At 65.4% G+C, this 16,475-nt stretch carries 15 protein-coding genes; 6 read left to right on the top strand and 9 right to left on the bottom strand.

Features of this window, described 5'->3' with window-relative positions; all coding sequences use genetic code 11:
- Window positions 1-282 precede the first annotated feature (282 nt).
- From JYJ84_RS12545 to JYJ84_RS12505, 9 genes are all read right to left on the bottom strand, one after another.
- A complete protein-coding gene (locus JYJ84_RS12545) occupies window positions 283-984 on the bottom strand; it encodes an Asp/Glu racemase (RefSeq protein WP_236027607.1) in 702 nt (233 codons plus the stop codon).
- A gap of 157 nt (window positions 985-1,141) precedes the next feature.
- Window positions 1,142-2,302 carry an FAD-dependent monooxygenase gene (locus JYJ84_RS12540; protein WP_122946289.1) on the bottom strand — a complete coding sequence of 387 codons (1,161 nt, stop codon included), beginning with the start codon at window positions 2,300-2,302 and terminating at the stop codon, window positions 1,142-1,144.
- Window positions 2,299-2,787 (bottom strand): thioesterase family protein, encoded by a 489-nt coding sequence (locus JYJ84_RS12535; RefSeq protein WP_122946288.1) that lies wholly within the window; start codon window positions 2,785-2,787, stop codon window positions 2,299-2,301. The genes JYJ84_RS12540 and JYJ84_RS12535 overlap by 4 nt, the downstream gene beginning before the upstream one ends.
- The gene (locus tag JYJ84_RS12530; RefSeq protein ID WP_122946287.1) at window positions 2,784-4,451 is read right to left on the bottom strand and encodes an AMP-binding protein; all 1,668 of its coding nucleotides are present in this window, start codon (window positions 4,449-4,451) and stop codon (window positions 2,784-2,786) included. The genes JYJ84_RS12535 and JYJ84_RS12530 overlap by 4 nt, the downstream gene beginning before the upstream one ends.
- A 21-nt stretch (window positions 4,452-4,472) precedes the next feature.
- Window positions 4,473-5,354, bottom strand: a complete 882-nt coding sequence (locus JYJ84_RS12525) for a VOC family protein (RefSeq protein WP_122946767.1) — start codon at window positions 5,352-5,354, stop codon at window positions 4,473-4,475.
- A 78-nt stretch (window positions 5,355-5,432) separates the two neighbouring features.
- Entirely contained in the window at window positions 5,433-6,707 is a 1,275-nt protein-coding gene (locus JYJ84_RS12520; RefSeq protein ID WP_122946286.1) for an alpha/beta hydrolase, read from the bottom strand.
- Between the two features lie 124 nt (window positions 6,708-6,831).
- Window positions 6,832-7,548: a TetR/AcrR family transcriptional regulator gene (locus tag JYJ84_RS12515; protein ID WP_122946285.1), complete on the bottom strand. Its 717-nt coding sequence runs from the start codon at window positions 7,546-7,548 to the stop codon at window positions 6,832-6,834.
- 210 nt (window positions 7,549-7,758) lie between these two features.
- Window positions 7,759-8,901 (bottom strand): OmpP1/FadL family transporter, encoded by a 1,143-nt coding sequence (locus JYJ84_RS12510; RefSeq protein WP_164462625.1) that lies wholly within the window; start codon window positions 8,899-8,901, stop codon window positions 7,759-7,761.
- Between the two features lie 450 nt (window positions 8,902-9,351).
- Window positions 9,352-10,359, bottom strand: a complete 1,008-nt coding sequence (locus JYJ84_RS12505) for an alpha/beta hydrolase (protein ID WP_175221627.1) — start codon at window positions 10,357-10,359, stop codon at window positions 9,352-9,354.
- Between the two features lie 285 nt (window positions 10,360-10,644).
- Between JYJ84_RS12505 and mug the strand changes: the two genes are divergently transcribed.
- The 6 genes from mug to phbB all read left to right on the top strand — a co-directional run bounded on the left by mug (window position 10,645) and on the right by phbB (window position 16,206).
- Entirely contained in the window at window positions 10,645-11,208 is a 564-nt protein-coding gene (mug, locus tag JYJ84_RS12500; RefSeq protein ID WP_122946282.1) for a G/U mismatch-specific DNA glycosylase, read from the top strand.
- Window positions 11,195-11,818 (top strand): DNA-3-methyladenine glycosylase, encoded by a 624-nt coding sequence (locus JYJ84_RS12495; RefSeq protein WP_122946281.1) that lies wholly within the window; start codon window positions 11,195-11,197, stop codon window positions 11,816-11,818. Before mug ends, JYJ84_RS12495 begins: the two co-directional genes overlap by 14 nt.
- Window positions 11,819-11,920: 102 nt before the next feature.
- Window positions 11,921-12,685 (top strand): ParA family protein, encoded by a 765-nt coding sequence (locus tag JYJ84_RS12490; RefSeq protein ID WP_122946280.1) that lies wholly within the window; start codon window positions 11,921-11,923, stop codon window positions 12,683-12,685.
- Between the two features lie 502 nt (window positions 12,686-13,187).
- Window positions 13,188-13,772: a TIGR01841 family phasin gene (gene phaP, locus JYJ84_RS12485; protein ID WP_122946279.1), complete on the top strand. Its 585-nt coding sequence runs from the start codon at window positions 13,188-13,190 to the stop codon at window positions 13,770-13,772.
- Between the two features lie 292 nt (window positions 13,773-14,064).
- Complete coding sequence (locus JYJ84_RS12480) at window positions 14,065-15,246, top strand: acetyl-CoA C-acetyltransferase (protein ID WP_122946766.1); 1,182 nt, start codon at window positions 14,065-14,067, stop codon at window positions 15,244-15,246.
- 216 nt (window positions 15,247-15,462) lie between these two features.
- Window positions 15,463-16,206, top strand: coding sequence for an acetoacetyl-CoA reductase (phbB, locus tag JYJ84_RS12475; protein WP_041492959.1), 744 nt, complete (start codon window positions 15,463-15,465; stop codon window positions 16,204-16,206).
- Window positions 16,207-16,475 lie beyond the last annotated feature (269 nt).

Raw genomic sequence — 16,475 nt, 5'->3', positions numbered from 1 at the left:
GACGAGATGGACGACGATATCCCGTTCTAAAACGACCTACCGCAGTCTGCGATCAGGCAGGCCCCGGCCCCTTCTTTCAAGTCAGGTGTTTGAAAGGGGAGTCCGGGGCTATTTTTTTATGCCGCTGCAACGGCAGTCGGAACGTCGGAGGTGGATCGGATCGGATGACGACCATCCCGGCGATTGGCGACGGGCGGGTCGTGCATTCGATTCGCTGCCCCCGATTCGGGGGGCAGCCGATCGGCATTCATCGCAGGCGCGTGCGCACCGCTTCGCGCCAGCTCAGGCGGGTTGCAGCAGCGCGCCTGCGCCGGGCACGACCGGCGGCAGATCGAGATGCTCGAGCATCCGGCGCACGGTGCAGACGGCGGTCGAGATGGTCGGAATACCGGTGGTATCCTGAATCTGCTGGATCGCCGGCAGCGACGGCATCTGCACGCACGCGGACGCGACGATCACGTCAGCGTTGCGGGTATTCAGCCGCTTCACGTCGTCCAGCAACTGCAGCGGGTCCCGACGCCCGACTTCGAGATTGTCCGGAATCTCGAAGCAGATCGCATCGACGACCTCGATTCCCTCGTGTTCGATGTATTGCACGACGAGGTCGGTCAGCGGTTTCATGTAGGGCGCCATCAGTGCAATGCGGCGCGCACCGAGCGTCTTCAGCCCGTCGATCAGCGCACCGGCCGACGTCATGACCGGCGCGAGGCATTGCGCGGCGCGCGCGACTTCGGTCAGCTCGCGCTCGGTTTGCCGGTGATAGCCGACACCCATCGCCATGATGGCGACGAGGCACGCGGTGCTCATCACGTCCACCCGCGCGTCGGCCAGTTCGGCCGCGCAGCGCAACCCTTCCTTGTTCATCGCGGTGAGTTCCTCCTTCGTCACCTTGTGCATGCGCATCCGGCTCGAATGGAACGTGAAGCGCGCATCGTCGCGAATTGCCTCGCGCGCGCGCAGCATCGCGGGGATCTCGGTTTCCATCGTGGTGTTGGAGCTGGGCACGATCTGCCCGATGCGGTAAAGCCTGGTCACGGTGCGTCCCTCTGCATGAATGGGTACAGGAATCGGAATGAAAGGGCGCGCCGCGCCGGGCCGGCGGATCGTGGTGATCGCGTGGCGCCGACGGCGGCGCGTATCGTCATCGCGCGTCGCCGGCGACAGCCGGCGTGCCGGCATGCAGTGCGTCGTACGCACGAATGAAGTGCGGGTCGCGCTGCCGGAGATCGTCGTGGCCGACCTTGCCGGTGCGGCGCATGTAGTCGTACGTGAAGCTGACCGGATCGAGATGCATCCTGTCGGCGACGTTCTCGTACCAGTCGAGGCTTTTCGCCGCGGCGCCCTGGAACGTCGACGATGCGGGGCGGCGCTCCGCCTCGAACGCGGCGAACGCGGCACGGAGGTCGGCCGGATGCGAGACCACCGCACGGTGCAGCGCGATCGCGTCCTGCATGGCCATCCGCGTGCCCGAGCCGAGCGAGAAGTGGACGGTGCGCAGTGCGTCGCCGAGCAGCACGATGTTGTCGTGGTGCCAGTGGTCGTTGCTGACGATATTGGCCTCGAACCACAGCGAGCGATTGGTCAGCAGCTCGTTGCTGCCCAGTTCGGGCCGGAACACGTCGGAGCAGAAGCGTCGGCTTTCGTCCTCGGTCGCGCGGTCGAGCCCGGCGCGTTGCCAGGTGTCAGGATCAGTTTCGACGAGGAAGGTCGACAGGTCGGGGCTGTACTGATAGCTGTGCGCGATGAACGTGCCGTACTGGGTTTCGCGGAAGATCAGCGACACCGGATGGAAGCGCTGGTTCGTTCCGTACCACGCGAACTTGTTGCGGCGCTGGACGAAGCGTGGGCCGAAGCGATCGGCGAACTGCGTGCGTACCGCGCTGTTGCCGCCGTCGGCGGCGATGAGCAGGTCGCAGTCCGATGCCAGCTCGCGCACGTCGTCGATGCGCCGGCCGTACTCGATTCGTATGCCTTCGCGCTCGCATGCCCGTTGCAGGACGCGCAGCATGTCGATGCGCGACGTTCGCGAGAAATGGTTGCCGTGCACCTGGACATGCGTGCCCCGGTGGACGATTTCCATGTAGTCGCAGCGCTCGTGGTGCGCAATGAACTCGTCGAAGAATGCGGCGTCGGCATCCTTCAGGAACGACAGGCCGACGTCGGAGAATACGACGCCCCAGCCATAGGTGGCGCCTTCCGGGTTCTGCTCGACGATGCTGATCTGGTGAGCGGGCGAGTGTTTCTTCGCGAGCAACGCGAAGTACATGCCGGCCGGGCCGGCACCAACGATATTGATTTTCATCGCATGGCATCCTGGGTAACGGGGCTTGCGCCGCAGTCGCGCTGGTAGTCGAGCAGCGCCTGGCGGAACGACGGGGGAACCTCGATCGAGCGGCGTTCGTCGCGTGCGATGCAGACGGGCGTGAGGCGCGCATTGAACACCGGCTCGCCGTGCGGCGTGGTGGCGACGATGTCCAGCACATAGGTGCGCGTGCGCACGTCGGCCACGTACACCGTCATGTCGAACGTGTCGTCGGGCCGCAGCGAACTCAGGAAATCGAACGACAATGCGCGGCTCGGCGTGCCGAATCCCAGCTCGTGTTTCGCGCGCTGTGGCGTGGTGCCGAACAATGCTCCGTAGAAGAGTTCGGCGGCCGAGATCACGTAGTCGGCGAAGGTCGCGGTATAGACGACGCCGGCCGGATCGCATTCGCCCCACTTGACGCGGCGGCGTACGGTCAGCGGCCGCTCGCCGAGCAGATATTCGATGGGGGTCGGTGCAGTCATTGCTTCGTCTCCAGTTCGAGGAGTTCGGCGATGGCCCGCTTCATCGCCGGCTTGTCGACCTTGCCTACGCGCGTGACCGGGAACTCGTCGACCACCTGCACGCGCTCCGGGCACTTGTACTTCGCGAGCCCGCGCTCGACGAGGAATTGCGCGAGCGTCCGCACGTCGGGCGCCTGCATGCCGGGGCGCGGAATGATGAAGATGCAGCCTTTCTCGCCGTAGAACGGATCTGGCATCGGCACGAGCTTCGCATCGGCGACCGCGGGATGCTGGCTGACGTAACCTTCCACCTCTTCGCAGCCGATCTTTTCGCCGCCGCGGTTCACGTTGTCGCGCAGGCGTCCTTCGAACGCGTAGTGCAGTCGGCCGTCGATGCGGTGCGCGGTCACGATGTCGCCGGTGCGGTAGAAACCGTCTGACGTGAACGACTGCGCGTTGGCCTCGGGGTTGTCGAAATAGCCGGTCAGCGTGGAAGGGCCGCGGAAGCACAGTTCGCCCATGGTCCCTTCGGCGACCGCCCGTTCCGTTCCGGGCTCGAGCACGCGGATCTCGTCGTCGGTCCAGCCCGAGCAGCCTTGCGTCCGGTGGCGTGCGTCGACCGATGCGCCGGCCGGCGAGCCGAGCAGCAGCCCTTCGGTGATGCCGTACAGGTTCGAGCAAGGCACCTGCAGATGGGCTTCGAGGGTGTCGGCGCGGCTCATCGTCGCAAACAGCTTCAGCGACGACAGGTCGTGCTGTGCGATGTGCGGGTAGGCCATCAGTTGCGGTGCGATCGGCCCGATCGACAGCGCGTGCGTGACGCGGTGCCTTCCGATCAGGTCGAGCATGCCCGGGATGTCCACTTTCGGCATCAGTACCACCGGCATGCCGATCAGCACGGCCGGAATCAGTGCGTACAACTGGCCGGCGTTGTGCATCAGCGGCAACGACCAGATCAGGCGGCTATCGGCATCGACGCAGTAGCGTTGCATCCAGCCGGCCGAGTGACCGAGGTATTCGGCATGGAAGCGCGGAATGATCTTGGGCACGCCGGTCGTGCCGCCGGAGAGCTGGAAGCTGAGCACGTCGGCCAGGCCGATCGACACGCCGGCCAGGCGTTCCGTCGCCTGCGCGAGCGGCATCCCGTCGATCAGCGCCTGCATGCCGTGTGCGCCCGCGCGTTCGCCGCGCACGATCACCAGATGCTCGAGCGACGGATGGCGCGCCACCATCGATTCGGCGAAGGCCGGCAGGTCGAAGCTCGAGCCGAAATCGGCCTGCACGAAGTAGCCGCGTGCACCGGATTGACGGGTGAGCTGGCCGATCTCGACTTCCCGATGCTGCGCCAGCGAGCATACCGGCACGATGCCGGCCTTGAAGCAGGCCAGCAGCACCACGGCGGTTTCGAGCGTGGTGCCGAGCTGGAAGATCGCACGATCGCCCGGCGCGAGGCCGAGCGCCAGCAAGGCGGCGCCCAGGCGCTCGGTCGATTCGTCGAGCTCGGCGAAACTGATCGCGCGCTCGTTGCTGATGAACGCCGTGCGCTGCGGATGGCGCGCGGCAGTGGCCCGCAGCGTGTCGCCGACGGTGCTGGCGATCCACGCGCCGCTCGCCAGGGCGGCTTCGGCACGTGCCGCACTCGGGTAAACGACACCGGCGATCGGGTGTTCGACTAGCGTCTCCATCGTTGTCTCCTCCTTGTTCGCTCAGGCTTGTGCGGGCGCGATGCGCAGCACGTCTCGATCGAAGCGCTCGATGCGACCGTGTACGCCACCGGTCAGCATTCCGTACCATAGCGCCGGCTTGAAGCCGAGCGCCTTGCGTGCGAACTCGATCGGGCCATCCGATTCAATCAGATCGTATTCCTTAGTTTCGGACACGCGACAATCGGCGTTTTCCTTTGCGGCACGCACCAGCGGCGAAAATTCCTCGACACGCGGAACGGCAATGCGCACCGGCGCGCCGGACGTAATGCCATGCTCGGCCAGCAACGCGGCTTTCCGGTTCCAGATCGCGTCGACCGTATCCAGCGGCTCGCCGCCTGCACGGGCGGTGTCTTCCAGTGCCATCGCGGCCTGCAGCGTCAGCCATGCGTCGGTGGCGTCGAGGGCGGTCAGCGGGCGCAGCTTGTGTGTGAATTCGACGAAATAGCCGTTCGGGTCGCGTACATAGACCGATTCGATGACTTCGTGCCGCGTCTCGACCGATACGTCGAGCCCTTGCGCTTCCAGATGGTGCTTCCACGCGCGCAGCGCATCGGGGCCGTCGACGAGCCACGCGGTGTGCGTCGCGTCGCCGATGTGATCGTCAGGCAGCGGACGGGACGCGGCGCGCGCCTGCATGCCGGCCGGCTCGTCGCTGCCGAGGTAGTAGAAGAACGCAATGGTGCTGCCGTTGCCGCTGTCGAAGAAGAAGTGCAGGAAGTCTGGGTGCGTCGACGGGCCCCAGCCGCGCGCGGAGATCACGTGCACGAGCGGCAGGCCGAGCCTGTCGCGATAGAACTCGACGGTTTCGCGTAGTCGCCAGGTCGGGCGCGCGGTGTGGTCGACGCCGCGCAGCGTCAGCGAAGGAAGGGTGTGTGCAGGCATCGCAGGTGTGTCCATGAGTAGGCGGAAGGGCGATGGAGGAGCGCATCGGCGCTCCCCGATGACAAGGTCGGACTCGCGTCAGAGCGGAAAATGCGTACGCAGCCAGTCGGCGAGCAGGCGGCCGGCCTCGAGCCGTCCGGGCGCTTCGTCCGCACTGAGCGCGCGGCCGTGGTGGTCGCCGCGCACACGCAGGTGCTGCCTGTCCGGCGACGCGATTGCAGCGACGATTCGCTGCACGTCGCCCGGGAAGCAGGCCTGGTCGCCGGTGTACTCGATGACGAGCACGGGCTGTGTGATCGATGCGGCCGTCTTCGCGAGCGACGCATTGGACGACAGCGCGGACCACGTCGACAGCCAGCTTTCCGGTGTGCATTGACGCGCGAATCCAACCGCGCCGTAGTTGGACGCGTACGGATCGGCGCCCCACAACGAGCCGAACTTGCGGTCCGACGCGTCGAGCGTGAGGTCGAAGCAGCGCAGGTCGGCGTCGGTGCGCCAGACGTTGAAGATCGGGGTGTGGCCGGCGAGGCGACGGTCTTCCGCGCTGGCCCTGGCGCCGTTCGCGGCGGCATCCTTCACGCGCTGGCGGGCGGCTTGCCGACGTGCGATCAGCGCTTGCGCGTGCGCGTCGATGCGGGCCACGCGCGCCTGTTGCGCCGCGCGATAGCGCTCGATGAACTCGGCGCTGTAGCGCGTGTCGCCCTTGCCGGCGTAGCCGTTGGCCGGCGACAGCGGATCGAGAGACGGATCGACGGACAGCGGATCATTTTCATCCGCGACGCTCGGGTCGATGCAGTTCAGCAGCAGCGCGCCCTGGCCGGGGTGCGGGCCGACCAGCACGAAGCCGTCGACGACCGGCATGTCGAGGTCGGCCAGTTGTGTCGGGCGGCCGCCGGGCGTGCGGGCGATCCGCTGCGCGCCGGGCAGCGCGGCTTGCTGGACGTACAGCGCATACAGCCCCGCGCCGCCGGAATTGCCGAGCAGCACGATGCGCTTGAAGCCGGCGGCGCGCAGGTATTGCAGGCCGGCGGCCACGTCATGCAGCGCGAATTCGTGTTCGAGGCGCAGGTCATTGCCGACCGAGCGGGGCGATTGCGACCAGGCGGCATAGCCGGCGCCGACGATGTCCGGAATCAGGTAGTGACAGGCCATGAATTCGCGCGGATGCATCACGCAGATCACGGTGTCGGTGGGCATGGCCGGGCGGTACAGCGAGCCGCCGGTGGCGGCCTGGTCGGCGGTACGCAGCACGACATTGGTGGTGACCGTACCGGGCGGGACGTCGCGCGGGTTCCAGTCGGTGTTGAGGAAGCCGGCCGTGGCGCCGGCGTTCGGGACGGTTGTCGATTTCATCTGTCGTTTCGCCGCGACGCGGCGCCTTCGTATGACCTTGAGGCCATCATACGAAGCTCAGACACTAACGTCAATTTTTTGACGTGATCGTTAACCCTCGGGCGAACCGCTCGATGAAGCGGCGTCAGCGTGAAGAAAGATGGCTGACCTGCCGTTCGAGTACCGCCATCGCGTCACGCATCTGGTTCAAGGTGTCGCCGATGCTGACCGGGCGGGAGCCGGACGGCTTTGCCGTCAGCAAACCCCGCAGGCCCAGTTCGGCGATCATGTCGGCGACTTCCCGTGCGGAAACCTCGCCGCTCGCGTCGAACCACCATGCGCACCAGTTGCACATGCCGATGATCGAGAATGCGGCGACATGAGCCGCGATGGGACGGAAGCTGCCTTCGCGTATGCCGCGCTGGATCACATGGGTGAAGTGATCGAGGACACCGCGTCGTGCTTCCTGCGCGGCGGCCCGGTGTGCTTCGGGAAGATTGCTTTCACTGCGCTCCACCACGCGGAACTGGAGCGGCTGCGACAGGATCAGCCCCGCGTGCTGAATGATGAGTTGCTGGAGGGCCTCTTCGGCGGGGACGTCGTCGCGCAGCGAAACCGACGCGGCCAGTTCGCTGGCTTTCTGCGTCACGTCCTCGGTCAGCGCCACCAGCATCGCTTCCTTGCTTGGGAAATAGTGATAGACCGCGGTGCGCGTCAGGCCGGCAGCGTCGGCGATATCCTGGATGTTGGTTCCGCCGAAGCCCTTTTCGATGAACAGGAGGCAGGCTTCCTCGAGTATCGCCTGCTGCTGTGCCGCGTTGCGCGTCATCTTTTCCCGGGTCGCCGTCGTGTTGTCGCTCATGTGATCTGTCCGTTTTCGTTGGCGGCATTCCGCGCCGCAACACCGTGGACAAGTTTACTCCCGCGCACGACCCGCTCGTCGCCCGACCATTCGGCCTGCGTGCGCGCACGGTCTTTCTTGATGCGTGTGGCGGCCGGTACGTCGTGTGGCCGAGTGCCGGGCCCGGGCGCGCGCATCGACGTGGTCGACCGATGCGCGCGACGCTCGCGTTCAGAACGTGTGGGTGAGCCCCAACGTGACCATCTGGAAATTCAGATGCAGGTTGCTCCCGGTGCTCGGCCCGGTGCCCGTGATTGTGCGTGGCAACTCGTGCTCGTAGGACATCGAGACCTGGTTGTTCTTGTCGATCGCGTAGGTGAATCCGGCCGTCATCACCTTGGTCGTGATGCCGGCCGTATAGAAATTGACAGCGGTGTGATCGGAATCGATCGTCGAGCTCGCCAGGCTGAATCCGGTCCGCAACGTGAGGGCGTGGTTGACGTCGTACGCGAGGCCTACCCGAACGACATTCTGATTGTGCCAGTTGAAGGTGGATGAATCGTTGAAGGGCGGCGTACTGCCCCACTGGATACGCAGGTAGTCGACCGCCACCGTCATCGGCGCAATCGGGTGAACGGCGATCCCGACCCGATAGCTGGGCGGGCCATCGAGACTTTTGCCGGTCGCGGCCAGCAAGTCGGACTCGTATCCGGGCATTTTGCCGAAGGCCATCCTGGAGTAGTAACTCGCGCCGACGGAAAAAAACGGAGACGGCTTCCACAAGATGCCGACCGCGCCGCCGATGCCGCCGGCATACTGCGTCCCGTGACTGGGCATCGCGGCCAGCGAACCTTCGGGACTGACGGTGAACAGGCCGTTGGCGCGGAACTGCTGAATGCCCACTATCAAGGACGCACCGACCGACAGGTTCGGCAGAATCCTGTAGGTCACCGTCGGAGCGGCATTGAGCTGCACCAGGCTAGCACCGGCGTTGCCGAGCCCGGGCGCAACGGGAGCGTGATAGTTGTCGCCGAGCCCGACGCCGTATACGGAAACACCGAATGTCCACCGGGGGCTCAGCGCGAAGTTGATGCCGCCGCCACCGATCGGGATGTTTTCGCTACTGAAGAACTTATTGTCCGGCGAGCCGAATGTCGACTTGAAGCTGGCCACGATCAGCCCGGCGTACACGTCGAACTGGTTACCCACGTAGGCCATGCCGGCCGGATTGTCGGCCGCGGCGGTCGTGTCCTGAGGAAAGGCGACCGCGGCGCCACCCATGCCGTCCGCTCGCGTGCCGTTCCCGGTCAGGAACGTGCCGTTGACCGCGCATGCGGGCTTCGCGACCCCAAGCCCCGCGACGAGAATCAGCATCGGACAGATCGCCGACAGCTTTACCTTTCTACCGTACATGTTCCGTCTCCATATGATTAGCATGACTGAATGAGTGATTCGAGATGAACGAGAGACCCCAGGGATTCGAACGGTATTCCCCGGCTTGATCGAATGGCTTTTTTAGTTGAATCAGCGACGTGAAGCGGACTGGCGATAGCGCCGCATGTGTCGTTCCGTCATCTGTCGTGAAGCCGCGTGTGTCGAAAAATGGCGTGAGCAGGCCCACCGCCCCGATAGTCGGCGGTATGCTGTTCGTCCCCGGTATGCGGAGCCGGTGTCCGCGCATGCGTCCGGCACGTACGTGGATGCGTGCCGTGAAGCCGGGCGGCCGGCGCGGAGGAAGCCGCCGGCCGGTGAAAGCGGGGAGCCGACGCGTTGCGCCCGCGCTTTCCCTGCAGCGGCGTTCGCGCTAGCGCTTTACCGGGCGATCTATTCCCGGCGCTCGGTGCTCACGCTGCATGCCAGTGCAAACGCGAGCTGCTGGAGCTGGAAGGCGCCACCGAGACGATGAAAGTCGATGTTATGACCGGCGCCCTTGAAGACCTGCGCATCGACCCACGGCGAATTGACGAAGCGGGACGCAAAGTCCTGCACCTCCGCTTCGTCGACGACCCAGAGATTGTCGAATTCGGGCTGTCGGTAGTGCACGGGAACGTCGACGCGCGGAGCTGCGTCCCGAAGCAGGCGTGGCCACTCGAACGCGATGTCGAGCAACTCCTGCCTGGGCATCGGATGATCCGCACGATGTGCGGCGCGCTGTCCGTCCGGAAGCCAGGTGCCCGCGGGGCCGTACATCAGTTGATCCTTGGGTTCGGGGGGAATCACGATCAATTCGTCAGGCGGCAGCGATTGCCACTGTTCCAGGACAGGCTCGGGTTCGCGCATGCCTACCCCGGAGATCGACAGGCCAAGCAGTGGCCACGACTTGCCAAGTGCGGCCATCTGAATCGCGATGGCGCCGCCGATCGAATGCCCGATCAGGAAGATGCCGCGTGCGTTCCCGCGCCGGGTTTCCCACAGGTCGGACAGCACGTCGTTGAGGATTTCGGCGTTCGACATGATCGAGCAATCCAGATTTTCCTTGTGCACACTGTCCGCATAGCCGGGCCGGTTGAGTGCGAAGAGCGGAATGCCGAGGGCGGCGGCGCGTGCTACCAGCGAATAGCCGTCGACCTGGAAATAGTCTCCCGTATAGGTCCCGCCATGGATTGCCACGACGAGCGGGTAGTCGTCGGGAGCGGTATCGGCCGATGCCGCATGGAAGCTGCCGGTGACGAAGTCCGCTCCGTCCTTGCCGCGCACAGTCAAGTTGATCACTATGCCTCCTCCGTTGATTTTAATTAATAGGAATGCGAAATATATTGTCAGGATGGGGAAAAACCCGACAAAGCGACCAGCCGTCATGCAGTCTGCGTTGCCGGTCATGCCAAGCGTCATTGGCCGGCATTTCCGGCAGTCACGCCGGCGATCTCGATGCCGGATACCGTTCGCCGCGCAATCGGATGTCCGTCGGTTGATACAAGTCAATGCTAAGATTCGTCGACGAATGTGTCAAAGTATTTGACATGATCGTTAACCCGCTGGCGAACGCCGTGTTGTCGGCGATGGCGTCGCGAAGAAGGCGGCGAGTGAACGCGCGGCGGTTGACCGCCGGGCAGCTCGCGCAGAAGATCGATGTCCGCCTCGACGCCATAGTGGAGAACGCGCTTGCCGGCCATTCGAATGTCATCGGGCCCGTCGTGCCATACCCTCGCGGACCTCATCGCTCCGCATCTCGACGTGCTCTTCTGCGGGATCAACCCCGGCCTGACCGCGGCCGCGACCGGGCATCACTTCGCGGGGAGAAGCAACCGCTTCTGGCGCGTGATCCATCTCGCGGGCTTCACGCCGGCTGAAATCTCGCCGCAGGACGATCATGCGATTCTTCAATATGGCTGCGGCCTGACGGCGGTGGTGAAGCGGCCGACCGCGAGTGCCGATCAGCTTTCGCGCGCGGAGTTCATCGCCGCGGCTGCCGAGTTCGAACACAAGGTGGCGCGTTATGGGCCGCGCTTCGTCGCTTTTCTCGGCAAGGCGGCGTACTCGGCGCTATCCCGTCAGCGAGAAGTCGAGTGGGGGCTGCAACCGGCCCGGATGCAGGGCGCGAGCGTCTGGGTGCTGCCCAATCCGAGCGGGCGAAACCTCGCGTTCGGCCTCGACGACCTGGTCGACGCATACCGTCAGCTTCGTCTGCAGGCGAAGGCCGTTTCCGGTCGTCAACCGGAGGGGCGGGATGCGGCGCGGTGATCCCGCCCCTCGGTGGCCTGGCGCCGTGCTGCCGCGCGCATTCTTCGACCGCGTCGCCACCGACGTCGCGCCGCAACTGCTGAACAAGATTCTCGCTGCCGCAGACGGCCGGGCCGGGCGGATCGTCGAAGTGGAGGCCTATGCCGGCGCGATCGACCCGGCCGCGCATACCTATCGCGGCAAGACGCCGCGCAATGCGACGATGTTCGGGCCGCCGGGGCACCTGTACGTCTATTTCACCTATGGCATGCACTGGTGCTGCAACTGCGTGTGCGGCCCGGATGGCACGGGAACGGGCGTGCTGATCCGTGCGCTCGAGCCGCTGAAAGGGCTCGAACAGATGCGTGCGGCACGGCCGCCGCAGACGCGCGATCGCGACTTGTGCCGGGGGCCGGCGCGACTGACCCAGGCGATGGGGATCGGCGGCGCGCAGGATGGGGTCGACCTGATCGGCGCGCACGAAGGGTTCGCGATCGTCGACGACGGCATCGCGCCGCCCGCCGATCTGGCGGGCGGGCCGCGCATCGGCATTCGCGTCGGCACGGATCTGCCGTGGCGGTGGAGCGTGCCGGGCAACCGGTACGTGTCGGGGCCGGTGACGCGCCGCTGACACAGCCCCGTGCACAGATGCACACAATTCGACCTGCGTCACGCGACCGCCACAATTGACCGGCTAAGCTGCTCCTTTCGACGTTTCGATCGAGGAGACACAATGCGGCGGGTCGTATTCAACCAGAAGGGCGGCGTGGGCAAATCGACGATCGTCTGCAACCTGGCGGCGATCAGCGCGAGCGAAGGGCTGCGCACGCTCGTCATCGACCTCGATGCGCAGGCGAACTCGACGCGCTACCTGCTCGGCGATGCCGCGGCCGACGCGCAGCCGGGCGTTGCCGATTTCTTCGAAACCGCGCTGACCTTCAACTTCCGTCCGGTCGACGTCGCGTCGTTCATCCATCCGACCCCGTTCGAAGGGCTCGACGTGATGCCCGCGCATCCGGATCTCGACACACTGCACGGCAAGCTCGAATCGCGCTACAAGATCTACAAGCTGCGCGACGCGCTGAACGAGCTCGACACCTACGACGCCGTGTACATCGACACGCCGCCCGCGCTGAACTTCTATACGCGCTCGGCGTTGATCGCGGTCGAGCGCTGCCTGATCCCGTTCGACTGCGACGATTTCTCGCGCCGCGCGCTGTACACGCTGCTCGAGAACGTGAAGGAAATCCAGCAGGACCACAACGCGGCGCTCGAGGTGGAAGGGATCGTGATCAACCAGTTCCAGCCGCGGGCGGCCCTGCCGCAGCGGCTGGTCGACGAACTCGTCGACGAAGGGCTGCCGGTGCTTGCGTCGAAGCTGTCGGCGTCGGTGAAGATCCGCGAGTCGCATCAGCAGTCGAAGCCGGTGATCCATCTGGAACCCGGGCACAAGCTCGCGCAGGAGTTCCTCGCGCTGCACCGCGAACTGGCCGGCTGATTTCGCGCCTGCCTGACGGAGACACGGCTGCATCACGCGGCCGTTTTCCATTACGACCCGCAATTTATCCGATCATTGATTCCGTCATTAATAATCGCGAAAACGATTTCATAATAAATCCAGGAAAAACGATTACATAAGTGACCGCTCCATTTTCAATGCGTCCCGGTTTTCTAATAAATGGAATAATGGATTGGTAAATGTTGCGCGAGGTCATGATCCGCTATCCTGTAAAAAGGTAAAAATACATTGCGGGACAGGGTGATGCGTAGTCTCGTCTGCGATGTCGGCGCATCACGGGTTCCAGCGGTCGCCTTGGGTCGAAATAAGGGTTTACACCTAGCATTAATGCCATTTAATTGACAATTAATCGATCTAGAATGAGCTCCTTCAACTTCCCGTACTCAAATAAGTGACGGGTTGTCAATAAGGAAGTCTGCTGTCGATCCGGCTTCCAATTTTCCTTACGTCGTCTCTCGCATTGCTAACAGGAGCGTGCCCGATGTCCGTATTTGCCCCCGAAAAACTCAACGCCGAATATCAGTCCGGTATCGCCGCGTGGTTTGCGATCGCCCGTCCGGCGATCCAAGGTTTCGAGGCTGTCGTCGAACTCAACCTGCAAGCGGCCCGGACGGCGCTCGAGGAATACGAGGACAAGCTGAAGAACGCGTTCAACAGCAGCAATCCGGCCGCGGGTTTCGCCCAGCAGGTCGCAGCTCCTCAGGAAGCGGCCGGCAAGGCCGTGTCGTATGGCCGCCATCTGTTCGACATCGCGGTGTCGACGCAGTCCGAATGGGCAAAGGTCGCGCAAGCGCAATACGAACAGAACGACAAGCGCCTGAAGGACGTGCTGGGCGAGCTGTCGAAGCATGCACCGGCCGGCTCGGCGCCGGTGGTGGCCGCGCTGAACTCGGCGCTGTCCGCGGCAACCGCTGCGGCCGACTCCGTGCGCGCAGCGACGGGCCAGGCGATCGAAGCCGCCCAGAGCGGTTTCGATGCGGTCAGCGAAACGGCAACGCGCGGCGCGAAGCAAACGGCTGCCGCCGCACGCAAGGACGCAGCGGCCGCACGCGAATCGGCTGCGTAATCGCGTAGCTACGCAAGCACGTGTCGCGCACCGGCGCGACACGATTGATCGGCGCCGGATGGCGCCGGACGCCGCGTGTGCCGCGTGGCGTTCGGCGAGCGTCCGGTTTGCCGCAAGGCGCTGGTGACCCGGCGAGCCGTAACGGCGTGCCGCCCGTGCGAACGGGTGCCGCGCGCCGTATGGCGACGTGCGACCGCTCTCGCGCCGGATCGCCCGGGATACGCGAGCGCCAGCCGAGGCCGGCTCGCGCCGGCGTCAGAACGACGAACTGATTTCAATGCAGGAACTGGACATGACGGACGTAGTGATCGTATCGGCCGCGCGAACCGCGGTCGGCAAATTCGGCGGTTCGCTCGCGAAGATCGCGGCGCCGGAGCTGGGCGCGACGGTGATCCGCGCGGTGCTGGAGCGGGCGGGCGTGAAGCCCGAGCAGGTCAGCGAAGTGATCATGGGCCAGGTGCTGACGGCCGGCTCCGGGCAGAACCCGGCGCGCCAGTCGCTGATCAAGGCCGGGCTGCCGACGGCAGTGCCGGGGATGACGATCAACAAGGTGTGCGGCTCGGGCCTGAAGGCCGTGATGCTGGCGGCGAACGCGATCGTCGCGGGCGACGCGGAGATCGTGATCGCAGGCGGTCAGGAGAACATGAGTGCGTCGCCGCACGTGCTGCCGGGCTCGCGCGACGGGTTCCGGATGGGCGACGCGAAGCTGGTCGACACGATGATCGTCGACGGCCTGTGGGACGTGTACAACCAGTACCACATGGGCATCACGGCGGAGAACGTCGCGAAGGAATACGGGATCACGCGCGAAGCGCAGGACGCGTTCGCGGCGCTGTCGCAGAACAAGGCGGAAGCCGCGCAGAATGCCGGTCGTTTCAACGACGAGATCGTGCCGGTGGCGATTCCGCAACGCAAGGGCGAGCCGCTGCAGTTCGCCACCGATGAATTCGTGCGTCACGGCGTGACGGCGGAATCGCTGGCCGGTCTGAAGCCGGCGTTCTCGAAGGACGGCTCGGTGACGGCGGCGAACGCGTCGGGGCTGAACGACGGCGCCGCGGCGGTGCTGGTGATGTCGGCACAGAAGGCGGTGGCGCTGGGTCTGACGCCGCTGGCGCGGATCAAGGCGTACGCGAACGCGGGCGTGGATCCGAGCGTGATGGGGATGGGCCCGGTGCCGGCATCGCGCCGGTGCCTGGAGCGCGCGGGCTGGACGCCGGGTGATCTGGACCTGATGGAGATCAACGAGGCGTTCGCGGCGCAGGCGCTGGCAGTGCACAAGCAGATGGGCTGGGACACGTCGAAGGTGAACGTGAACGGCGGGGCGATCGCGATCGGCCACCCGATCGGCGCGTCGGGCTGCCGGATCCTGGTGACGCTGCTGCACGAGATGGCCAAGCGCGATGCGAAGCGCGGGCTGGCGTCGCTGTGTATCGGTGGCGGGATGGGCGTCGCGCTCGCGGTCGAGCGCGCGTGAGCAGGGTCTGACACACGTCCCGCGTGTGGCGCCTGCCGGCGCCGCATGCGGGCGAAGCGGTTTTCGCGCACGACAAGCCGTGAACAACAAGCGCGAGGTGCCGGTGCGTGCCGCGCCCGCGACGCGGGCGGCTGCGCATCGAAGCGGCGGGGCGGCAGCAGGTGCGATGCCGTCGCCCCGCCTTCATCGATTACTTTTCTGTCGGTAATTTATAGGATGACTAAGCGAATTGCAGTTGTGACTGGTGGAATGGGCGGCCTCGGCGAAGCGGTCAGCATCAGGTTGAACGACGCGGGCCACCGGGTAGTCGTCACGTATTCGCCGAACAACACCGGCGCGGACCGCTGGCTGACCGAGATGCATGCGGCCGGCCGCGAGTTCCACGCGTACCCGGTGGACGTGGCCGACCACGATTCGTGCCAGCAATGCATCGAGAAGATCGCGCGGGACGTCGGCCCGGTCGACATTCTCGTGAACAACGCGGGCATCACGCGCGACATGACGCTGCGCAAGCTCGACAAGGTCAACTGGGATGCGGTGATCCGCACGAACCTCGATTCCGTGTTCAACATGACGAAGCCGGTCTGCGAAAGCATGGTCGAGCGCGGCTGGGGCCGCATCGTCAACATCTCGTCGGTGAACGGTTCGAAAGGCTCGGTCGGCCAGACCAACTACGCGGCCGCGAAGGCCGGCATGCACGGCTTCACGAAATCGCTCGCGCTCGAAATCGCGCGCAAGGGCGTGACGGTGAACACGGTGTCACCGGGCTACCTCGCGACGAAGATGGTCACGGCGATCCCGCAGGACATCCTCGACTCGAAGATCCTCCCGCAGATTCCGGCGGGCCGGCTCGGCAAGCCCGAGGAAGTCGCGGCGCTGGTCGCTTACCTGTGCTCGGAGGAGGCCGGCTTCGTGACGGGCTCCAACATCGCGATCAACGGCGGGCAGCACATGCACTGACGCGCAGTGGTCCGGCGGTCCGGCGCTCCGGCGGCGTGCGCGCACGTGCCGGGCCGCGTTCCGCACTATCCAGTGCCAGGGCGGCAGCAGGTGCGCCGCTTCGGCTTTGCATTCCGGAGAAGGCATGGGCGACACCTGGATGGGACTCGCGATCGGCGGCACGGCACTGGCTGTCGCGCTGACGATGGCGGTCTCGCTCTACTGGCTCGAGCGGCGCCGTGCGCGCCTGCTGCGGAACTTCGATCATCGCGATTGCTGGCTCGTCGCGT

It is taken from the genome of Burkholderia sp. LMG 13014 (assembly GCF_905232215.1).
In the GTDB taxonomy this organism is placed as follows: Bacteria; Pseudomonadota; Gammaproteobacteria; order Burkholderiales; family Burkholderiaceae; genus Burkholderia.
The sequence above is the reverse complement of the archived record's forward strand: the minus strand, read 5'-3'. Positions and strand labels throughout refer to the sequence as shown.

Excerpts from the sequence above, each read along its gene's own strand:
- JYJ84_RS12480 (WP_122946766.1), top strand. The coding sequence starts at position 14,065 with ATGACGGACGTAGTGATCGTATCGGCCGCGCGAACCGCGGTCGGCAAA.
- phaP (WP_122946279.1), top strand. The coding sequence starts at position 13,188 with ATGTCCGTATTTGCCCCCGAAAAACTCAACGCCGAATATCAGTCCGGT.
- JYJ84_RS12515 (WP_122946285.1), bottom strand. The coding sequence starts at position 7,548 with ATGAGCGACAACACGACGGCGACCCGGGAAAAGATGACGCGCAACGCG.
- JYJ84_RS12490 (WP_122946280.1), top strand. The coding sequence starts at position 11,921 with ATGCGGCGGGTCGTATTCAACCAGAAGGGCGGCGTGGGCAAATCGACG.
- phbB (WP_041492959.1), top strand. The coding sequence starts at position 15,463 with ATGACTAAGCGAATTGCAGTTGTGACTGGTGGAATGGGCGGCCTCGGC.
- JYJ84_RS12525 (WP_122946767.1), bottom strand. The coding sequence starts at position 5,354 with ATGCCTGCACACACCCTTCCTTCGCTGACGCTGCGCGGCGTCGACCAC.
- mug (WP_122946282.1), top strand. The coding sequence starts at position 10,645 with ATGTCATCGGGCCCGTCGTGCCATACCCTCGCGGACCTCATCGCTCCG.
- JYJ84_RS12530 (WP_122946287.1), bottom strand. The coding sequence starts at position 4,451 with ATGGAGACGCTAGTCGAACACCCGATCGCCGGTGTCGTTTACCCGAGT.
- JYJ84_RS12540 (WP_122946289.1), bottom strand. The coding sequence starts at position 2,302 with ATGAAAATCAATATCGTTGGTGCCGGCCCGGCCGGCATGTACTTCGCG.
- JYJ84_RS12510 (WP_164462625.1), bottom strand. The coding sequence starts at position 8,901 with ATGCTGATTCTCGTCGCGGGGCTTGGGGTCGCGAAGCCCGCATGCGCG.
- JYJ84_RS12495 (WP_122946281.1), top strand. The coding sequence starts at position 11,195 with ATGCGGCGCGGTGATCCCGCCCCTCGGTGGCCTGGCGCCGTGCTGCCG.
- JYJ84_RS12545 (WP_236027607.1), bottom strand. The coding sequence starts at position 984 with ATGGAAACCGAGATCCCCGCGATGCTGCGCGCGCGCGAGGCAATTCGC.
- JYJ84_RS12535 (WP_122946288.1), bottom strand. The coding sequence starts at position 2,787 with ATGACTGCACCGACCCCCATCGAATATCTGCTCGGCGAGCGGCCGCTG.
- JYJ84_RS12505 (WP_175221627.1), bottom strand. The coding sequence starts at position 10,359 with ATGACGCTTGGCATGACCGGCAACGCAGACTGCATGACGGCTGGTCGC.
- JYJ84_RS12520 (WP_122946286.1), bottom strand. The coding sequence starts at position 6,707 with ATGAAATCGACAACCGTCCCGAACGCCGGCGCCACGGCCGGCTTCCTC.